Here is a 17,296-nt window from a genome sequence, read left to right as displayed (position 1 = left end):
GCGCGATCCCGCAGAATTTAAGTATAGATTGAGGATACCAAGATGAGTCAAGGTAAGGTTGTTCAATGTATTGGTGCCGTGGTTGACGTAGAGTTCCCACGTGACCAGATGCCCAAGGTATATGACGCGCTGATTCTGGATGAAGATACATCTACAGCAGAAGCGGGTCTGACCTTGGAAGTACAGCAACAGTTGGGTGATGGCGTGGTGCGTACCATTGCCATGGGTTCGAGCGACGGTTTATCCCGTGGCATGAAGGTGAAGAACACCGGTAACCAGATCCAGGTTCCCGTGGGACACGGCACACTGGGTCGTATCATGGACGTGCTGGGACGTCCTATCGACGAAGCAGGCCCGATCGAAGCCGACGAAAAGCGTTCCATTCACCAGAAGGCGCCAACTTTCGAGGAGCTCTCCCCTTCCGTCGATCTGCTGGAAACCGGCATCAAGGTGATTGACTTGGTTTGCCCGTTCGCCAAGGGTGGTAAGGTTGGTCTGTTCGGCGGCGCCGGTGTGGGCAAGACCGTGAACATGATGGAGCTGATCAACAACATCGCCAAGCAGCACAGCGGTTTGTCCGTGTTTGCTGGCGTGGGCGAGCGTACCCGCGAAGGTAACGACTTCTACCACGAAATGAAAGACTCCAACGTTCTCGACAAGGTAGGCATGGTGTTCGGCCAGATGAACGAGCCGCCAGGCAACCGTCTGCGCGTTGCGTTGACCGGCCTGACCATGGCCGAGCGTTTCCGTGACGAAGGCCGTGACATCCTGTTCTTTGTCGACAACATCTACCGTTACACCCTGGCAGGTACCGAAGTATCCGCGCTGCTGGGCCGTATGCCTTCCGCCGTGGGTTATCAGCCTACACTGGCTGAAGAAATGGGCCGCCTGCAAGAGCGGATTACTTCGACCAAGGTGGGTTCGATTACTTCCATCCAGGCCGTTTACGTTCCTGCAGATGACTTGACCGACCCCTCTCCAGCGACTACTTTCCTGCACTTGGACTCCACCGTCGTGCTGTCCCGTGACATTGCAGCCCTGGGTATCTACCCAGCTGTTGATCCGCTGGATTCCACTTCCCGTCAATTGGATCCACAAATCGTCGGTGAAGAGCACTACAGCGTGGCACGTGCTGTTCAATCTACACTGCAGCGCTACAAGGAACTGCGTGACATCATTGCGATTTTGGGTATGGATGAATTGTCTCCGGAAGACAAGCTGTCTGTAGCACGGGCTCGTAAAATTCAGCGCTTCCTGTCCCAACCGTTCCACGTGGCCGAAGTATTTACCGGCGCACCTGGCAAGTACGTTTCGTTGAAGGACACCATCAAGGGCTTTAAGGCTATCGTCAACGGTGAATACGATCACCTGCCAGAACAAGCGTTTTATATGGTAGGCGCGATTGAAGAAGCGGTTGAAAAGGCCAAGACACTCAACTAATTCCTGCGAAGCGAAGGATAGGACGATATGGCATCAACAATACACTTGGACGTGGTTAGCGCTGAAGAGTCTATTTTCTCGGGCGAGGCAGAGTTTGTCGCCGCGCCTGCGAAACTGGGCGAAGTGGGTATTTATCCCAACCATGCGCCGCTGATCACTACCATCAAGCCAGGCGTGCTGCGAGTCAAGGTTGCCAACAGCGGCGAAGAACAGGCTATCTACATTTCCGGCGGTTTGCTAGAAGTGCAGCCTGGCGTCATTACTGTGCTGGCAGATACTGCGATTCGCGGACATGATCTGGATGAAGCCAAGGCGATCGAAGCCAAGCGTGTTGCGGAAGAAGCGTTGCGTAATAATAATGCAGGCGTGGACTATGCTCGTGCCCAGGCTGAATTGTCCGAGGCGCTTGCTCAATTGCAGACAATTGAGCAGTTACGCAAGACGACGCACTGAAACCTGCAAGTTTTGCGTGAGAAGGCAGCCATTTGGCTGCCTTTTTTGTTTATACTTTCAAATCATTCTCAATGCTCAAACTGGATCAGAATTTGTCTCACTCCTCATCTTCCAAGCTGAATATCGTGATTCTCGCAGCGGGCAAAGGTACTCGCATGCATTCCAACAAGCCCAAGGTACTGCACGCGCTGGCTGGTAAACCCATCCTTCAACACGTGCTGGATACGGCACGCCAGCTCAAGCCTAGCAAGATCATCGTCATCTATGGTTTCGGCGGCGATGCAGTGCCGCAGGCCTTGTCAGCCGATGACATTACCTGGGTGGAACAGGCCGAACAATTGGGCACAGGGCATGCCATGCAGCAAGCCCTGCCTCACCTCGAGGCTGATGCGAGGACATTGATCTTGCTCGGAGACGTGCCGCTGCTGGAAGTGGCAAGTTGCGAGAAGCTGCTCGCGGAGCAAGCTCCGTTGGCTTTGCTTACCGTCATCAAGCACAATCCTGCGGGCTATGGCCGCATCGTGCGCGAACAATCCTCGGTGAAGGCAATCGTCGAGCACAAGGATGCCTCGGAAGCGCAACGCGCGATCCAGGAAGTGAATACGGGCATCATGGCGGCGGAGAATGCCTGGTTGCAGCAATGGCTGACTCGCCTGGATAATCGCAATGCCCAGCAGGAGTACTACCTGACGGATATTGTGGCATTGGCAGTAGCGGATGGACAGGCAGTTGCGGCGACGCAAAGCGATGATGAATGGCAGGTGGCTGGCGTCAACTCCAAGCAGGACTTGGCGACGCTGGAGCGCGTCTATCAGCAGCGCTATGCGGCCAGGTTATTGGCGCAGGGCGTGACGCTGGCGGATCCCGCACGGATTGATATACGCGGTACATTGATTGCGGGACGTGATGTCGAGATTGATGTCGGCTGTGTGTTCGAGGGTGAGGTGACGCTGGCCGACAATGTACAGGTCGGCCCTTATTGCGTGATTCGCAATGCCATGATCGGTGCTGGCACCGTATTGGCAGCTTATACCCATATCGACGATGCCAGCTTGGCGGAAGATTGCCGTATTGGCCCTTATGCGCGTTTGCGGCCGGGTACTAAGCTGGCAGATCATACCCATGTTGGCAATTTTGTCGAATTAAAGAATGCGTTAGTGGATATGGGCAGCAAAATCAACCACCTGAGCTATGTAGGTGATGCCACCGTAGGCAAGGACGTAAATATCGGCGCAGGTACTATCACCTGCAATTATGATGGTGCCAATAAATTCCGAACTGTTATTGAAGACAGGGTATTCATTGGTTCCGATACGCAATTGGTGGCGCCTGTGACTGTCAAGGCGGGTGCGACCATTGCGGCCGGATCCACGATCACGCAAGAAGCACCCGCGGACAAACTGACCATGTCGCGCGTGCGTCAATTTACGATAGAAAACTGGAAACGACCTGAGAAAGTGAAGAAATAAGATGTGTGGCATCGTAGGCGCAGTTGGCGCGCGTAATATTGTCCCGGTATTGATCGAGGGCTTGAGCCGCCTGGAATACCGCGGTTATGACTCAGCAGGGGTTGCCGTACTCAGCGAGGGTACTATCCGCCGCGTGCGCGCGGTGGGCCGCGTGGCGGAAATGCAGGGCAAGGTCCAGGCGGAAAACCTGACCGGGATGCTCGGCATCGGCCATACGCGCTGGGCCACCCATGGCGGCGTGACGGAGTCCAACGCACACCCGCATATCTCGCGCGGGGAAATTGCCGTGGTGCATAACGGCATCATCGAGAACCATGACGAGCAGCGTCAACGCCTGCAAGCGATGGGCTACGAATTCGAGTCGCAAACCGACACCGAGGTGATTGCGCACCTGATCCATCATTACCTTGCCCAGGATTTGGCATTGCTGGACGCGGTCAAGCATGCGGTCAAGCAGCTGACCGGCGCGTTTGCGATCAGCGTGGTGTCCATCCACTATCCAGGCCAGATGATCTGCGCGCGCCAGGGCTGTCCGTTGTTGATCGGCCTAGGGGAAGGCGAAAACTTCATTGCTTCCGACGTTTCTGCCGTGCTGTCCGTCACCCGCAACGTGATCTATCTCGAGGATGGCGATGTGGCGGATATCACCAAGGACAAGGTGATGATATTCGATGCCGCTGACCAGCTGGTGGAGCGTACCGTGCACCGCAGCGACCTCTCGCTGGCCTCTCTGGAACTGGGCCCCTACTCCCACTTCATGCAGAAGGAAATCCACGAGCAGCCGCGAGCATTGACCGACACGCTGGAAGCCATCATTGACGACAACGCCTTCAGCCCGGCCTTGTTCGGCGCAGAGGCGGAAACAGTATTTAACGAGGTGGACAGCATCCTGATCCTGGCGGCAGGCACGAGTTATTACGCAGGCCTGACGGCCAGGTACTGGCTGGAGAGCATCGCGCAATTACCTACTTCAGTGGAAATTGCCAGCGAGTACCGTTACCGAAAATCCGTGCCCAACCCCAGGCAGTTGATCATTACCATCTCCCAGTCCGGCGAGACCCTGGATACCATGGAAGCGCTCAAGCATGCCAAGTCGCTGGGGCAGCATTTGACGCTGGCGATCTGCAACGTGCAGGAAAGCGCCATTCCCCGGGCATCACGCCTTGTCTTGTATACCCGCGCAGGCGCCGAGATCGGCGTGGCGTCGACCAAGGCGTTCACTACCCAATTAGTGGCCTTGTTCACGCTGGCCGCGACGTTCGCCAAGCAGCGCGGCTTGCTGAGCCAAGAACAGGAGCAGGCGTATATTGAGGACCTGCGCCATTTACCTGGTACGGTGCAATATGCGCTCAACCTTGAGCCACAAATCCAAAAGTGGGCCAAGGCATTCAGCAACAAATCTCATGCCCTGTTTCTTGGTCGCGGCATGCATTACCCCATCGCTCTTGAGGGAGCACTCAAGCTCAAAGAGATTTCCTATATCCATGCCGAGGCCTATCCCGCTGGTGAGCTTAAGCATGGTCCATTGGCGCTGGTAGATAGCAATATGCCAGTTGTGGTGATTGCGCCCAATGACGCTCTGCTGGAGAAAGTAAAATCCAATATGCAGGAAGTCAGTGCGCGCGGTGGTGAGTTATTTGTATTCGCCGATGCTGATAGTAACTTTACTGCCAGCGAAGGTGTGCACGTTATTCGTACTCCGCGCCATGTAGGAGTGCTCTCCCCTATTTTGCATACTATTCCAGTGCAGATACTGGCCTATCATGCTGCCTTGCTCAAGGGCACGGATGTGGACAAGCCGCGTAATCTGGCTAAGTCCGTGACCGTGGAGTAATGACAGAGGCTTGCGCCTGTCCAGCGTGCTAACAAGTGCATAGGCTCGTTGTTGCAGACGATTTTGGTACTTGCCAATATTGATGGGTTCACAACAACAAGATTTATGGTCTGATGCAAACATAATATACAGATTGCGAAGCACAACATAATGGGTCCACATATTTTTGCGCAAGGCTTGAGTGAGGATATGCAGCTCAAGATGCTGGGTTTTGCGATGAATCGAGTCCAGGAAGCAGTTCTTATTTGCGACCAGGATGCCAGGATACGTTTGGTAAACCGAGCTGGCTGTGAGGAGCTCGGTTACCACGAGGTTGAACTGTTGCAGATGTCGGTAACAGACGTGATTGACGGCCTGGAGATTGGGCGATGGCATGCTGAATGGCAATTGTTGCAGCAACAGCAAACTAGTATGCGTGAAGCCCGGTTGCGCACCAGCATGGGCACGAAAGTGCCTGTCGAGATACGGGCCAGTTATTTTGTGGATACGGATCAGCAGTATTGCGTTTTGCTCATGCGTAACCTTACTTCCTATATCGATATGTTGGAAAAGCTGCGCGAGCAGGAGCTGCAATATCGCCAGCTGGTGAAGAATTCCCCGGATATTTTTATTCGTTATGATCAGGATTGCCGCCGTATTTTTCTCAGTGATCGTTATGAGCGTGTATTTGGATTACCTGCAGTAGAGGCCTTTGGCAAGAAGCCCACCGAAGCCTGGGGTTGGCCGATGATGCGTCCGGAGGATTATGAGGCATGGTTACGCGAGGTTATGCAATCCGGCGTAGCACAGGAGATTGAACTCGATTGGATGGCGGACGGGCAATATATTTGTCAGTCCATGCATGCTACCCCTGAGTGGAATGTCAAAGGCGAGTTGACGGGTGTCCTGATCATCACGCGTGATATCTCTCATATCCGCCGCGTGGAGCGGGAGTTGAGGAAGCGCGAGAAATATCTGAGTGCGTTGATCGAGAATTTTCCGTTCGTGGTCTGGCTCAAGGATCTGGATGGCAGGATACTGATCGCCAATAGCGCCTATGCCCAATTTGCCAGGGTAGCTACCAAAGAGGAGTTGGAGGGAAAGACTGATATGGAGTTATTCCTGCCAGAGCATGCCATAGCTTATGTTGAAGGGGATAGGCGGGTGTTGCAGAGTGGTATGCCATATCTTTCCATTGACTCCATGATCACGCCCAATAATGAACATGCTTGGATAGAAACTTACAAGTCACCGATAGAAATGGATGGCAAGTTGCTCGGTACGGTAGGGTTCTTTCGCGATGTGACCGATATCAAGCAGAATGAAGAAAAACTGTTGCAGCGTGAGCGTGAGTTGCAATCACTGATTGACAATACCCCAGATACCATCATCCGTTATGATCTCAACGCCCGCCGGTTATACATCAACACACCCAAACTGAAACGTGTTGGTATTGAAACCAACAAATTGATCGGTACCACTCCCTCGGAGCTTCCTGGTGACGATGCCTCTGTTAAATATGAGGAAAAGATTAAGGGCGTCATTGAAAGCGCCATGCCGGACTTTCTGGAGCTGCACGGCAAGGCCGATGATGGCAGTAACTGGTTCATCCATGTGCGCATCGTGCCAGAATTTGGCGATGATGGCCGGGTCATTGGCGTGCTAGCGGTAGAGCGTGATATTACCGAGCTGATGGAGTACCGCGAGCGCATCCACCATTTGGCTTATTACGATGCATTGACCGGCTTGCCTAATCGCACCCTGTTTGCGGATCGCGTGAACCAGGTGCTGGCGGATGCAAGCTGGCATGAGCAGTGTTTTGGCATCATGATGCTGGACCTGGACCGCTTTAAGGAAGTAAATGATACGCTGGGACACCAGGCGGGAGATGATCTGCTGGTTGCCGTCGCCCAGCGGCTCAATGCGTCGGTGCGCAGCTATGACACGATTGCCCGCTTGAGCGGGGATGAGTTTGCGATATTGCTGCCCGAGTTGCGCAGTTCCGATGACTTGGCGACCATTGCCCGCAAGATCAATGAGGAAATTGCCAAGCCGTTCCTGATCCATAAAAAAGAACTCTTCATTTCTACCAGTATCGGTATCGCCATTTATCCCGAGGATGGCCGTGACCGCGCGGCGCTGTACAAGAGCGCAGATGTCGCGATGTACCATGCCAAGAACTATGGCCGTAACAACTACCAGTTCTATTCGCGCGAGCTGGGCTTCAAGGCTTCGGAATACATCATGCTGGGCGCTTCCATCCGCCAAGCGCTCAAGAATGCGGAATTCGAGCTGTTCTACCAGCCACAGGTAGACCTCATCACGGGCCAGATTGTCGGGGCTGAAGCGCTGTTGCGCTGGCGCAACCCCCAGCTGGGCCTGGTGGCACCCGATCGCTTTATCAGGGTGGCGGAGGAAAGTGGGCTGATCGTGGAAATCGGGGAATGGGTGTTGCGGGAAGCATGCAATGCCGTGGTGCGTCTGAACCGTGACCGCCCTGCAGACAGTCCGCTCAGCATGGCAGTCAACCTGTCCTCGCGCCAGTTCCTCTACAACGACCTGCTTGCCTCGGTGAAGCAGATGTTGGCTGAAACGGGTTGCAAGCCGGAATGGCTGAAGCTGGAAATTACGGAAAGCCTGCTGCTGGAGGATAGTCAGGAAATCATCCATACCCTCAGCATGTTCAAGGCCATGGGTATCACTATCTCGATTGATGATTTCTGTACCGGTTATTCCGCCATGAGCTACCTGGGCCAGTTCCCCATTAGCCAGGTTAAGATAGACCGTTCCTTCGTGCGCGATATTGCTGCCAAGCAGGACAAGCTCGAGCTGGTGACCGCTATCATCCGCATTGCCCATGCCTTGCGGCTGGAACTGGTGGCCGAAGGCGTAGAGAGCAAGCAGCAGGCCAACCTCCTCAAGGTGCAGGGATGCACGATCGCGCAGGGATATTTCTTCGGCAAGCCCATGCTATTAAGCCATCTGGAGCTGATCCTGTCTGAAGGGCAGAACCTGATGCAGTAATGCACCTTTGAGGTGCCTACGGTTTCCCTTTTTATATTTGTAATTGCTTGCTGGGCTGCGTCCAGATATAGCCCGGCCGTTCCTTTCCATCTTCTCCTGATGCCATCGCTATTCTCCATGCACGGAAATTGTGCCTGAAAGATGCATGCGCACATTTTTGGTGCTTTTATCAGGTCGATTAACAGCCTGTTTCATGTAAGAAAAGCCAGCTATGTTTTTATAAGCCATTGTTTGTTAATGAATAATGTTGCCTGGTGCACGACCTTATGCAGAGTGGGGAAACACACATTGGCACGCCAATTGCATATATCAAAGCCCGGCACCAGCAGGGTGCAGGCGGCGGGCGATCAGACATCATGTACATGGAACATGGATGCCAAGCCCCGGACATCAATGAATTGCTGGAGAAGCACATGGGCACAATCAATGGTTCGCAGGACGAAAGCGCTTTCGGCTTGTATGACAGCTCCCTGGAAAAGGATAACTGCGGTGTTGGTTTCATCACCCGCAAGGATGGCGTGCAAACGCATGACGTGCTGGTCAAGGGGCATGAGGCGCTGTGCACGATTCCCCATCGTGGCGGCATGTCTGCCGAAGGGGTGGGCGATGGTGCGGGTGTATCCATTGATCTTTCATTGGCGTTTTTCCGCAGGCTGACCGGCCAGGCGCTGGAAGCAGGCCGCTTTGGCGTGGGCAATTTCTTTCTGCCCAATGATGAGGCGAGCTACTCCCACGCTGAGCAAGTCATTCGCAATGCATTGCAGAATCAAGGGTTCGAGGTGCTGCTTGTGCGCGAGGTGCCTGTGGACAACACTGTCATCCGCCCTGCGGCCATTCGCTATCAGCTTCCTATCCAGCAATGGGTGTTTGCCGCGCCTGCCAGCATGGACGGACAAGGATTCGATCATGCCATCTACCAGGCGCTGCTGGCGATCGAGGAACAGGCCTATACCGATTCCGCCTTGAGCGGGCTGTATCTGTTATCCATGTCCGCGCATACCCAGGTGCTCAAGGGCCGCCTGAATTCCAACGAGGTCATCCCCTATTTCCATGACCTCATGGCGGAGGATCAGGCGGTGCATACCATGTATTTCCATACACGGTTTTCCACCAACACCGACCCGCACCCCAGCATGGCGCAGCCATTCCGTCTCATGGCGCACAACGGCGAACTGAATACCGACCGCAAGAACCGCATCGCGGAAGCAGCGCTGGCGCGCGCGCGCAACAGCCGGATTTTCCGCCCCAAGGGTCAATCGGACAGCTCGCGCCTGGACCAGACATTGAACAGCCGCCTGATGGACGACGGCCTGGACTTGGTTACAGCAGTGGTATCCATGATGCCGCCCGCCTGGGAAAATGACTCTACCTTGCCGGACAACGTCAAGGCCATGCTGGAGTATTTCTCGCTCTATGAGGAAAAGAACGACGGTCCTGCCGCGCTGATTTTCGGCAATGGCAGCGTTGTGGGCGCGCGGCTTGACCGTCTGGGTCTGCGTCCTTTGCGCAGCGTGGAGACGGAAGAATACCTGTGCGTGATGTCCGAGGCGGGCCAGATCAATTTCGCACCGGAAAACGTGTTGCGCCGTGGCCGTATCGAGGCTGGCGGCATGCTCTATTACGACCACAATGAAAAACGCGCGCGCGGCACGCTGGAAACTCTGGAAATGCTGGCGGCCAAGCGCGATTACCCAGCCCTGCTGGCGCAGGCGCGCGCCACGTTGCAGCAATTGCCTGCAGTGCCTGCCGAAGTTGCGGGCTCTCCATTGCGCTATAACGGCGATCTGGCGCTGTATCAGCGCTTTGTCGCCTATTACTACAACCAGGAAAGCTTCAAGTTCATGATGGACCCGATGCTGGCGACTGGTGCGGAAAAGATTTCCGCCATGGGCTACGGCAACGCCATCAATGCCTTGAGCGGCCATGAAGGCGGCGTGGCGCACTATTTCTCGCAGCGTTTCGCCCAGGTGACCAATCCGCCGCTGGATTCCATCCGTGAGGCAGACGGCATGACATTGCGCGTGGCTCTGGGCGCCAAGCCTAACATGAACAAGGGCCGTGAGGGCAATGGCAAGCGCCGCCAGATCGTTATTGCATCCCCTATTCTCAGCCATCTCGATATGCTCAGGCTGCGTGAGCAGCAGGAAACGCCGTACCAATGCTTCGAGTCGCTTTATACGCCAATCATCGACGATGCAGCCGCGAACCAACAGGCGCTGGAACAGGCCATAGATGCGCTGGCGGAAGCGGTGGTGGATTTCGCTCGCGAGCAGGGCGGTATTGCCGTGATTTCCGACCGTCATATTTCCTCCAGCCAGGCAGCCATGCCCTTGCTGCTGGTGGTGTCTGCAGTCAACCAGCGCCTGATCGACGCCGGGCTGCGCCTGGATGTATCGCTGGTGGTGGAAAGCGGCCAGGTCGTTTCTTCGCACCATGTGGCTACTACCTTGGGTTTTGGCGCTTCTGCCGTTTACCCGATCGGCGTGCAGTTGCGTGCCGAGGAAAAATACGGCGCTGATGCCGACAAGGCATTCAAGAAATATGCCAAGGCGGCGGAAAAAGCCTTGATGAAGACCATGGGCAAGGTTGGGCTGTGTACCGTGGAAAGCTACATCGGCGGCGAATTTTTTGAACCCAATTTCCTCAATACCAATGACCCGGTATTAAGGAAGTATTTCCCCAATCTGAAAACTCCGGTGGGCGGCGCAGGCTTCGCGGAAATCGCGCAAATGGTCGCGGACTGGCATCAGGAAGCGCTCACTATCGCAAATGAGGGTGATGTGCCTTTGCTGGGATTGTTCAAGGAGCGTTCCGAAGGTGCTGGCCACTCTTATGGCACCATCGCCGTGCGCGGTTTTGTCGAGATGACGGAGGAAAAAATCCAGTTCCAGCCGCGCGGCAAGTCTTCGTCACAGGAGCAACCGGCAAGCGAGCAGCCGGAAAACGACTTCCTGCGCCTCATGACCCTATCGCGCCTTGAAGATGCTTTCCAGCTCAACAAGAAGCAAGTATTCAACGGCAGTTTCGACCGCCTGAGTGCGGAAGAAATCAACAGTGCTGCCATCACCCAAAGCTATCGCAGCTTCTCCCACATGATGGCGGATGAGCGCGCCAAGCGTCCTGCGGCATTGCGCGATGTGCTGGCTTTCCCGGCAGAGATGAACGCTTGCAAGACTGCGGATGAGTTCCGTGCCGTGCTGGCGCGCGATGCTGTCACTGGCAACAATAATATCGCTGTACGTGGCCTGGAAGCGCGAGAGGTGGCAGATCAGCGTTTCAGCCTGACACTGGCAGATGGCGACCTCTCCCGCCTTTCCGCGTTGGGCCAGGCGCTGGTGGCGCATTTTGGCAAGGAGATCAATGGCCATTGGCTGGAAAGCCAGGCATTGGCGGTGGAAGCCAGCGGCAAGGCTGCCGAATATCTGAGATTGTTGCGCCCAGCGCCTGCCAGCGTGCCACTGGCCGAAGTGCAGCCAGCCAGTGAAATCACCCGCTGCTTCGCGTCCGGCGCGATGAGCCATGGCGCATTGGTGGCGCCTGCGCATGAAGCGGTGGCGCACGGTACCAATATGGTAGGCGGCATGTCCAACTCCGGCGAGGGTGGCGAGCATATCTCCCGCTACGGGACTATTCGTGCCTCTCGGATTAAACAGCTTGCATCCGGCCGTTTCGGCGTATGGGCGGGTTACTTGGCCGATCCGATGCTGGAGGAGCTGGAAATCAAGATTGGCCAGGGCGCCAAGCCGGGTGAAGGCGGCCAATTGCCTGCGCCCAAGGTCACGGTGGAAATTGCCGCCGCGCGTGGCGGCACGCCAGGTGTGGAGCTGGTGTCCCCGCCGCCGCATCATGATACCTATTCAATTGAGGATCTGGCGCAGCTAATCCATGACTGCAAAGCAGCGCGGGTAAGAGTCATCGTCAAGCTGGTGTCTTCCGAGGGCATAGGCACGATTGCCGTGGGTGTCGCCAAGGCAGGCGCGGATGTCATCAATGTTGCAGGCAATACCGGCGGCACGGGTGCGGCTTCCGTCACCAGTCTCAAGTACACGGGCCGCGTGGCCGAAATCGGCATTGCCGAGGTGCATCAGGCTTTGTGCGCCAACGGTCTGCGCGACAAGGTGATACTGCGCTGCTCCGGCGCGCACCAGACCGGCAGCGATGTCGTGAAATCCGCCATGCTGGGTGGCGATAGTTTCGAGTTCGGCACTACCGCGCTCATGATGCTCAAATGCGTGATGGCGAAGAACTGCAATGTCAAATGCCCTGCCGGACTGACTACCAATGCGGAAGTGTTTGACGGCGATCCGCGTGCGCTGGCGCAATACTTGCTCAACGTGGCGCATGAAACCCGCGAGGTGTTGGCTGCTGTCGGCCTGCGCTCTTTGAGGGAAGCACGTGGCCGCAGCGATTTGCTGCAGTTGCTGAATCATCCGGCTACTGTAGGGCAGCTCGACTTGCGCGCCATGCTGACCGTGGTGCCTGAAGTTAAAATCGAAAATCCGGTTTATATGGAAAAGGATTTCGCGCTGGATGATGCATTTATTGATGTACTGTGCGAGGCGCTGGTGAATGGCGGTCAGCGTGAAGTGCAGTTGGGTGAAGGCCGTACGCTGAACAATTGCAACAAGACTGTGGGCGGCCAGCTGGCGATTGATATCGAACGCATGCTCAACCATGAGATGAGCGCAGAAGAGGCATTGCGTCTGCCTGCTGTTGTCGCGGACCAGCGTGGCCGCCGCTTCCTCAAGCCCGAGAGCGTCAAGGTCAGCACCACTGGTTCTGCTGGTCAATCCTATGGCGCGTTTTGCAACGACGGTATGGTGATGCAGCATAGCGGCACCTGCAACGATGGCGTGGGCAAGGGTCAGTGCGGCGGTACCATTATTGTCACTTCGCCCGGCGGTGGTTCCGAGCAGGCCGGCGGCAATGTGCTGGTGGGCAATTTCGCGTTGTTCGGCGCGACGGGCGGCCGCCTGTTCGTCGAAGGCCAGGCTGGTGACCGGTTTGCCGTGCGCAACTCCGGCGCGACTGCGGTGGTGGAAGGCGTGGGCGACTTTGCCTGCGAATACATGACCAATGGCGCGGTGCTCAACCTGGGTGCGTTCGGCAAGGGCTTCGGCAACGGCATGAGCGGCGGTTTCGCCTACCAGTACGATCCCTATGGCGAGCTGGCGGGCAACGTCACGGACGATTCCGTGCTGCTCGGCAATATCAGCGATGACAACGACATGGCGCGCGTTCACAGCCAGTCAGTCCAGCAATTGCTGCAATGGCATCTGGAGGCTACCGGTTCCAAGCGTGCTGCCTGGTTGTTGCAGCATTGGGAAACCGAGCGGCAGCACTTCGTATTTGTCATGCCGCGCGCCCTGCTGCTCTATCAGGATAGCGAGGAAATCCTCAAGGCCAAGCCGCGCAAGGAATTGCTGGAAGAGTTGTCCACTGCGTTGGCGACTTTCCAGGTGCGCAAGTTCAAGTTGGCCTACCGCGACGGCAAGCCAGTGCTGGGCGGTAAAGTGCCGGGGCAGGATGAGGTGGATGGCGAGCAGATGTTCGAGCTGCTCAACAACTACACGGTGCTCAATATGGCGCAACAGGTGGCGATGGCCAAGGTGCCCAACGCCCAATCTGCGACCGACCCCACAGTACAGAAAGCGGTGCGCAACCTGTTGCTGACCGAGGATTTCATGCTCATGCAAAAGCTGCAGCGCTATGCGCGCGAAGCGATCGAGGGCTACAGCGACCAGCAACTGGCTGTGCTGATTGCCGCCAAGCGCCTGCGCGACTACAAGGAGGCGTTGAGCCAGCGCAATATCCTCTCCATGGACAGTCCGGGCACCTATGGCTGGATTCTGTACCAGGATGCCCGCAACCGCGCGCAGCTTGGCGATCTGCCCAGCCTGGAAGCCCTGTTCGCCAGGGCGGCCATGCAGGACCTGGCAGCGACGCTCAAGGCGCACGCATGATTTTCTCCAACACCTTATGGCGTGCGGATGCATGACAGATATTCGTGAAGAACAATATGAAAATACCTTATATCCCTGACGACGCGCCGTTCAACCAGGACCAGAAATCCTGGTTGGGCGGTTTCATGGCCGGTCTGCAAACCCGCTTGCTGGATACCGGGAATGTTTCTGCCGCTGCCAAGCCGCCGCTTTACATCCTCTACGGCTCCCAGACCGGGAATGCCGAAGGGCTGGCCCGCACCGCTGCGGCAGACGCCAGGCAGCATGGCCTGGAGCCTGTGGTCAAAGCACTGGATGAAGTGGAGGTGGCGGCGCTGGGCGGCATGCGCCGCGTGCTCATCGTGACTTCCACCTATGGTGAGGGCGAAATGCCCGACAATGCCCAGTTGTTCTGGGAAGCCTTGTCAGCAGGCGATGCGGCGCGTATCGAAGACACGCGCTTCGCCGTGCTCGCGCTCGGCGACACTGGCTACGATGGCTTTTGCGAAGCAGGCAAGAGCCTGGATACACGGTTTGAACAGCTGGGCGCCAAGCGTTTGCTGGCGCGGGTGGACTGCGACGTGGATTTTGAGGCTGCCGCCAATGCCTGGCTGGAAGCCGCCCTGCCCTTGTTTGCTGAAGTTCCCGGCGGCGCAGACGAGCTGGCAGCTATTCCGGCAGCGGCGGAGGCACCTGCAACAACAGCTTCCCTCTACAATCGCAAGAACCCTTATACATCGGCGCTGGCGGTGAACCGTCGCCTGTCCGGCAATGATTCCGCCAAGGAAATCCGCCACTATGAGTTCGATTTGGGCGACAGCGGCATCCACTACGAAGCAGGTGACGCGCTGAATGTAGTACCGGAAAACAATCCTGAACTGGTGCAATTGCTCCTGGCGCGTCTGGGTGCTGCTGCGGATGCAGCCGTCGCCAGTCATGACCAGCCGCTGGCTGAACTACTGACCAGCAGTTTCGAGATTTCCACACCTTCGCGCGAGTTGATTGCGGCGATAGCGCAACGGGCCGGCAACGAAGACTTGAGCCGGTTGGTGCAAGGTGGCGACAAGGCCGCGCTGGAACATTGGCTCTGGGGCAAGGATATTCTCGACCTGCTGCAACTTAATCCCACGCTGAATCTGGGCGTGGATGAGTTCGTTGGCCTGCTCAAGCCTTTACAGCATCGCGCCTACTCGATTTCCTCCAGTTCGCTGACGCATCCAGGGCGCATCCATCTCACTGTCGCGAGCGTGCGCTATGCGGCTGGTGGCAGGCAGCGCGGCGGCGTGTGTTCCACCTATCTGGCCGACCGCGTGGCGGAAGGCGGCCACGCAGGTATTTTTCTCAGCAGCAACAAATCCTTCCGCGTGCCTGCCGACAAGCAAGCGCCTGTCATCATGGTAGGGCCTGGCACCGGTATTGCGCCCTTCCGCGCTTTCCTGCAGGAGCGCCGGGAATCTGCAGCTTCTGGCCGCAACTGGCTGTTTTTTGGCGACCAGACCCGTGCCAGCGACTTCATCTATGAAGACGAGCTCACCGCAATGATGAAGGACGGTGTGCTCAACCGCCTCGATCTGGCCTTCTCGCGCGACCAGGCCGAGAAAATCTACGTGCAGACCCGCATGAGGGAAAACGGCAAGGAGCTGTATGCCTGGTTGCAGGATGGCGGCCATTTCTATGTTTGTGGCGATGCCAGCCGCATGGCGAAGGATGTCGATCAGGCCCTGCACGACGTGGTTGCCGAGCACGGCGGCATGGATGTGGAGAGTGCCACGGCCTACGTCAACCAGCTCAAGCGCGAGAAGCGCTATCTGCGCGATGTTTATTAGGCGAATAGATATTTTTGCGGCGCAATGGGGCTTCGGCCCCGTTTCATCAAGTTGATCCCAAAATCCAATAGAATTACCAAACAGGATTTGTTGTATAGTCACCACCTGATTAATTCCTGTTCTCAATCAGCATGTCTGACAGCACACCACTCATTACCCCTGAACACCTGAACAACATCACCGAGGAAGAGTTGAAGCGCCGCCTTGCAGGCGATCCGCGCGAAGCTGTGCAGTGGATACAGGCATTGGCTGAACAAGGAGAGCCGGAGGCGCAGGTATTGTTGGGGCAGGCTTATCTGGATGGCCATGGCTTGGAGCCAGACCCCAAGCAAGCCAGAATCTGGTTCCGTAAAGCAGCGGAGGCGAGCCACTTGCTGGGCATGAACATGCTCGGACGTGCCTATGATCAAGGCTGGGGTGGGCCAGTGGATCATGACAGCGCTGCTTATTGGTTTCGCATGGCCGCCAATCAAGGGCTGGATTGGGGCATGTACAACTATGCGCATCTGTTATTGCACGGGCAAGGTGTGGCGAAAGACGAACCGCAGGCATTCGATTGGTATAACAAAGCTGCAGAGCTGGGGCATGCCAAGGCGTTGGGCGTGGTCGGCAGGTTTTTCGAGGAAGGCTGGCTAGGCGAGCAAGATCAGGAAAAGGCGTTCGATTATTACCGCCGCTCGGCTGAGGCGGGTGATTTCCGTGGTCAATACAACTATGCCCTCATGTTGTCGGAGCGCGGTCAAATAGAGCAAGCACGTTATTGGATGCGCGAAGCGCTGAAAAATGCGCATCTGGCATTTTCTCGCACCATGGCCATCAATTTGCGAAATCACCCGCAGCCGGCGTTACGTCAGCTAAGCATGGAAGCTCTGCACAAATGCGCGCACCAAGGCAATGTGGATGATGCTTATGCTTATGCAGAGTTTATGTTGAGCCAAGGTGATATTGTTAGCCGTTCCGTCGGGCGCTGGTGGATGCGTTGGGCAGCATACCAGGGACATATGCAGGCCCGGCAGGAAGTTTCCCTTTTTATCAGCCTGGTTTGAGGATTGTTGGTTAGCAGATATTGGCAATAGATATAATAATGATATTGACAATCATTATCGATAAAAATATAGTGGAAGCCATACATTACTGGCACCCAACTTTCTCCGCCAATAATGTCATTCCCGAAGCCAGTGACCCGGAGATGGGTGACTGACCTTCTATTTTATCTTCCGAGCTTATTCAAGCTACTATTGCCCTATAATTTGGCAATCACACGCGTTCCTGCGTCTGAAATCCGACTTTTTGCTGGAAGCTGCTTGGATGCATTCCACCTATATAGCC

The 17,296-nt window shown here is 56.1% G+C and carries 8 protein-coding genes; all 8 read left to right on the top strand.

The genetic code is table 11. The features are described from left to right. Window positions 1–42 precede the first annotated feature (42 nt). The 8 genes from atpD to V7Z75_RS07450 all read left to right on the top strand — a co-directional run bounded on the left by atpD (window position 43) and on the right by V7Z75_RS07450 (window position 17,013). Window positions 43–1,440, top strand: a complete 1,398-nt coding sequence (gene atpD, locus V7Z75_RS07485; RefSeq protein ID WP_334107997.1) for a F0F1 ATP synthase subunit beta — start codon at window positions 43–45, stop codon at window positions 1,438–1,440. 27 nt (window positions 1,441–1,467) lie between these two features. Next, window positions 1,468–1,893 carry a F0F1 ATP synthase subunit epsilon gene (locus V7Z75_RS07480; protein WP_334107996.1) on the top strand — a complete coding sequence of 142 codons (426 nt, stop codon included), beginning with the start codon at window positions 1,468–1,470 and terminating at the stop codon, window positions 1,891–1,893. A 71-nt stretch (window positions 1,894–1,964) separates the two neighbouring features. Further along, a complete protein-coding gene (gene glmU / locus V7Z75_RS07475) occupies window positions 1,965–3,362 on the top strand; it encodes a bifunctional UDP-N-acetylglucosamine diphosphorylase/glucosamine-1-phosphate N-acetyltransferase GlmU (protein WP_334107995.1) in 1,398 nt (465 codons plus the stop codon). Window position 3,363: 1 nt separating this feature from the next. Beyond that, the gene (gene glmS, locus V7Z75_RS07470) at window positions 3,364–5,196 is read left to right on the top strand and encodes a glutamine--fructose-6-phosphate transaminase (isomerizing) (RefSeq protein WP_334107994.1); all 1,833 of its coding nucleotides are present in this window, start codon (window positions 3,364–3,366) and stop codon (window positions 5,194–5,196) included. Window positions 5,197–5,346: 150 nt separating this feature from the next. After that, window positions 5,347–8,199, top strand: coding sequence for a bifunctional diguanylate cyclase/phosphodiesterase (locus V7Z75_RS07465; protein WP_334107993.1), 2,853 nt, complete (start codon window positions 5,347–5,349; stop codon window positions 8,197–8,199). 413 nt (window positions 8,200–8,612) lie between these two features. Next, window positions 8,613–14,162 (top strand): glutamate synthase-related protein, encoded by a 5,550-nt coding sequence (locus tag V7Z75_RS07460; protein WP_334107992.1) that lies wholly within the window; start codon window positions 8,613–8,615, stop codon window positions 14,160–14,162. Window positions 14,163–14,218: 56 nt separating this feature from the next. After that, window positions 14,219–15,967, top strand: coding sequence for a sulfite reductase subunit alpha (locus V7Z75_RS07455; protein WP_334107991.1), 1,749 nt, complete (start codon window positions 14,219–14,221; stop codon window positions 15,965–15,967). Between the two features lie 131 nt (window positions 15,968–16,098). Next, window positions 16,099–17,013, top strand: a complete 915-nt coding sequence (locus V7Z75_RS07450; protein WP_334107990.1) for a tetratricopeptide repeat protein — start codon at window positions 16,099–16,101, stop codon at window positions 17,011–17,013. The last annotated feature ends 283 nt before the right edge of the window (window positions 17,014–17,296 follow it).

The sequence above is a fragment of the Methylobacillus sp. genome, from assembly GCF_036844465.1.
In the GTDB taxonomy this organism is placed as follows: domain Bacteria; phylum Pseudomonadota; class Gammaproteobacteria; order Burkholderiales; family Methylophilaceae; genus Methylobacillus.
The sequence above is the reverse complement of the archived record's forward strand: the minus strand, read 5'-3'. Positions and strand labels throughout refer to the sequence as shown.

What these genes read in the sequence shown, in the direction of transcription:
- atpD (WP_334107997.1), top strand. Translation starts at nt 43, where the DNA reads ATGAGTCAAGGTAAGGTTGTTCAATGTATTGGTGCCGTGGTTGACGTA.
- V7Z75_RS07480 (WP_334107996.1), top strand. Translation starts at nt 1,468, where the DNA reads ATGGCATCAACAATACACTTGGACGTGGTTAGCGCTGAAGAGTCTATT.
- glmU (WP_334107995.1), top strand. Translation starts at nt 1,965, where the DNA reads ATGCTCAAACTGGATCAGAATTTGTCTCACTCCTCATCTTCCAAGCTG.
- glmS (WP_334107994.1), top strand. Translation starts at nt 3,364, where the DNA reads ATGTGTGGCATCGTAGGCGCAGTTGGCGCGCGTAATATTGTCCCGGTA.
- V7Z75_RS07465 (WP_334107993.1), top strand. Translation starts at nt 5,347, where the DNA reads ATGGGTCCACATATTTTTGCGCAAGGCTTGAGTGAGGATATGCAGCTC.
- V7Z75_RS07460 (WP_334107992.1), top strand. Translation starts at nt 8,613, where the DNA reads ATGGGCACAATCAATGGTTCGCAGGACGAAAGCGCTTTCGGCTTGTAT.
- V7Z75_RS07455 (WP_334107991.1), top strand. Translation starts at nt 14,219, where the DNA reads ATGAAAATACCTTATATCCCTGACGACGCGCCGTTCAACCAGGACCAG.
- V7Z75_RS07450 (WP_334107990.1), top strand. Translation starts at nt 16,099, where the DNA reads ATGTCTGACAGCACACCACTCATTACCCCTGAACACCTGAACAACATC.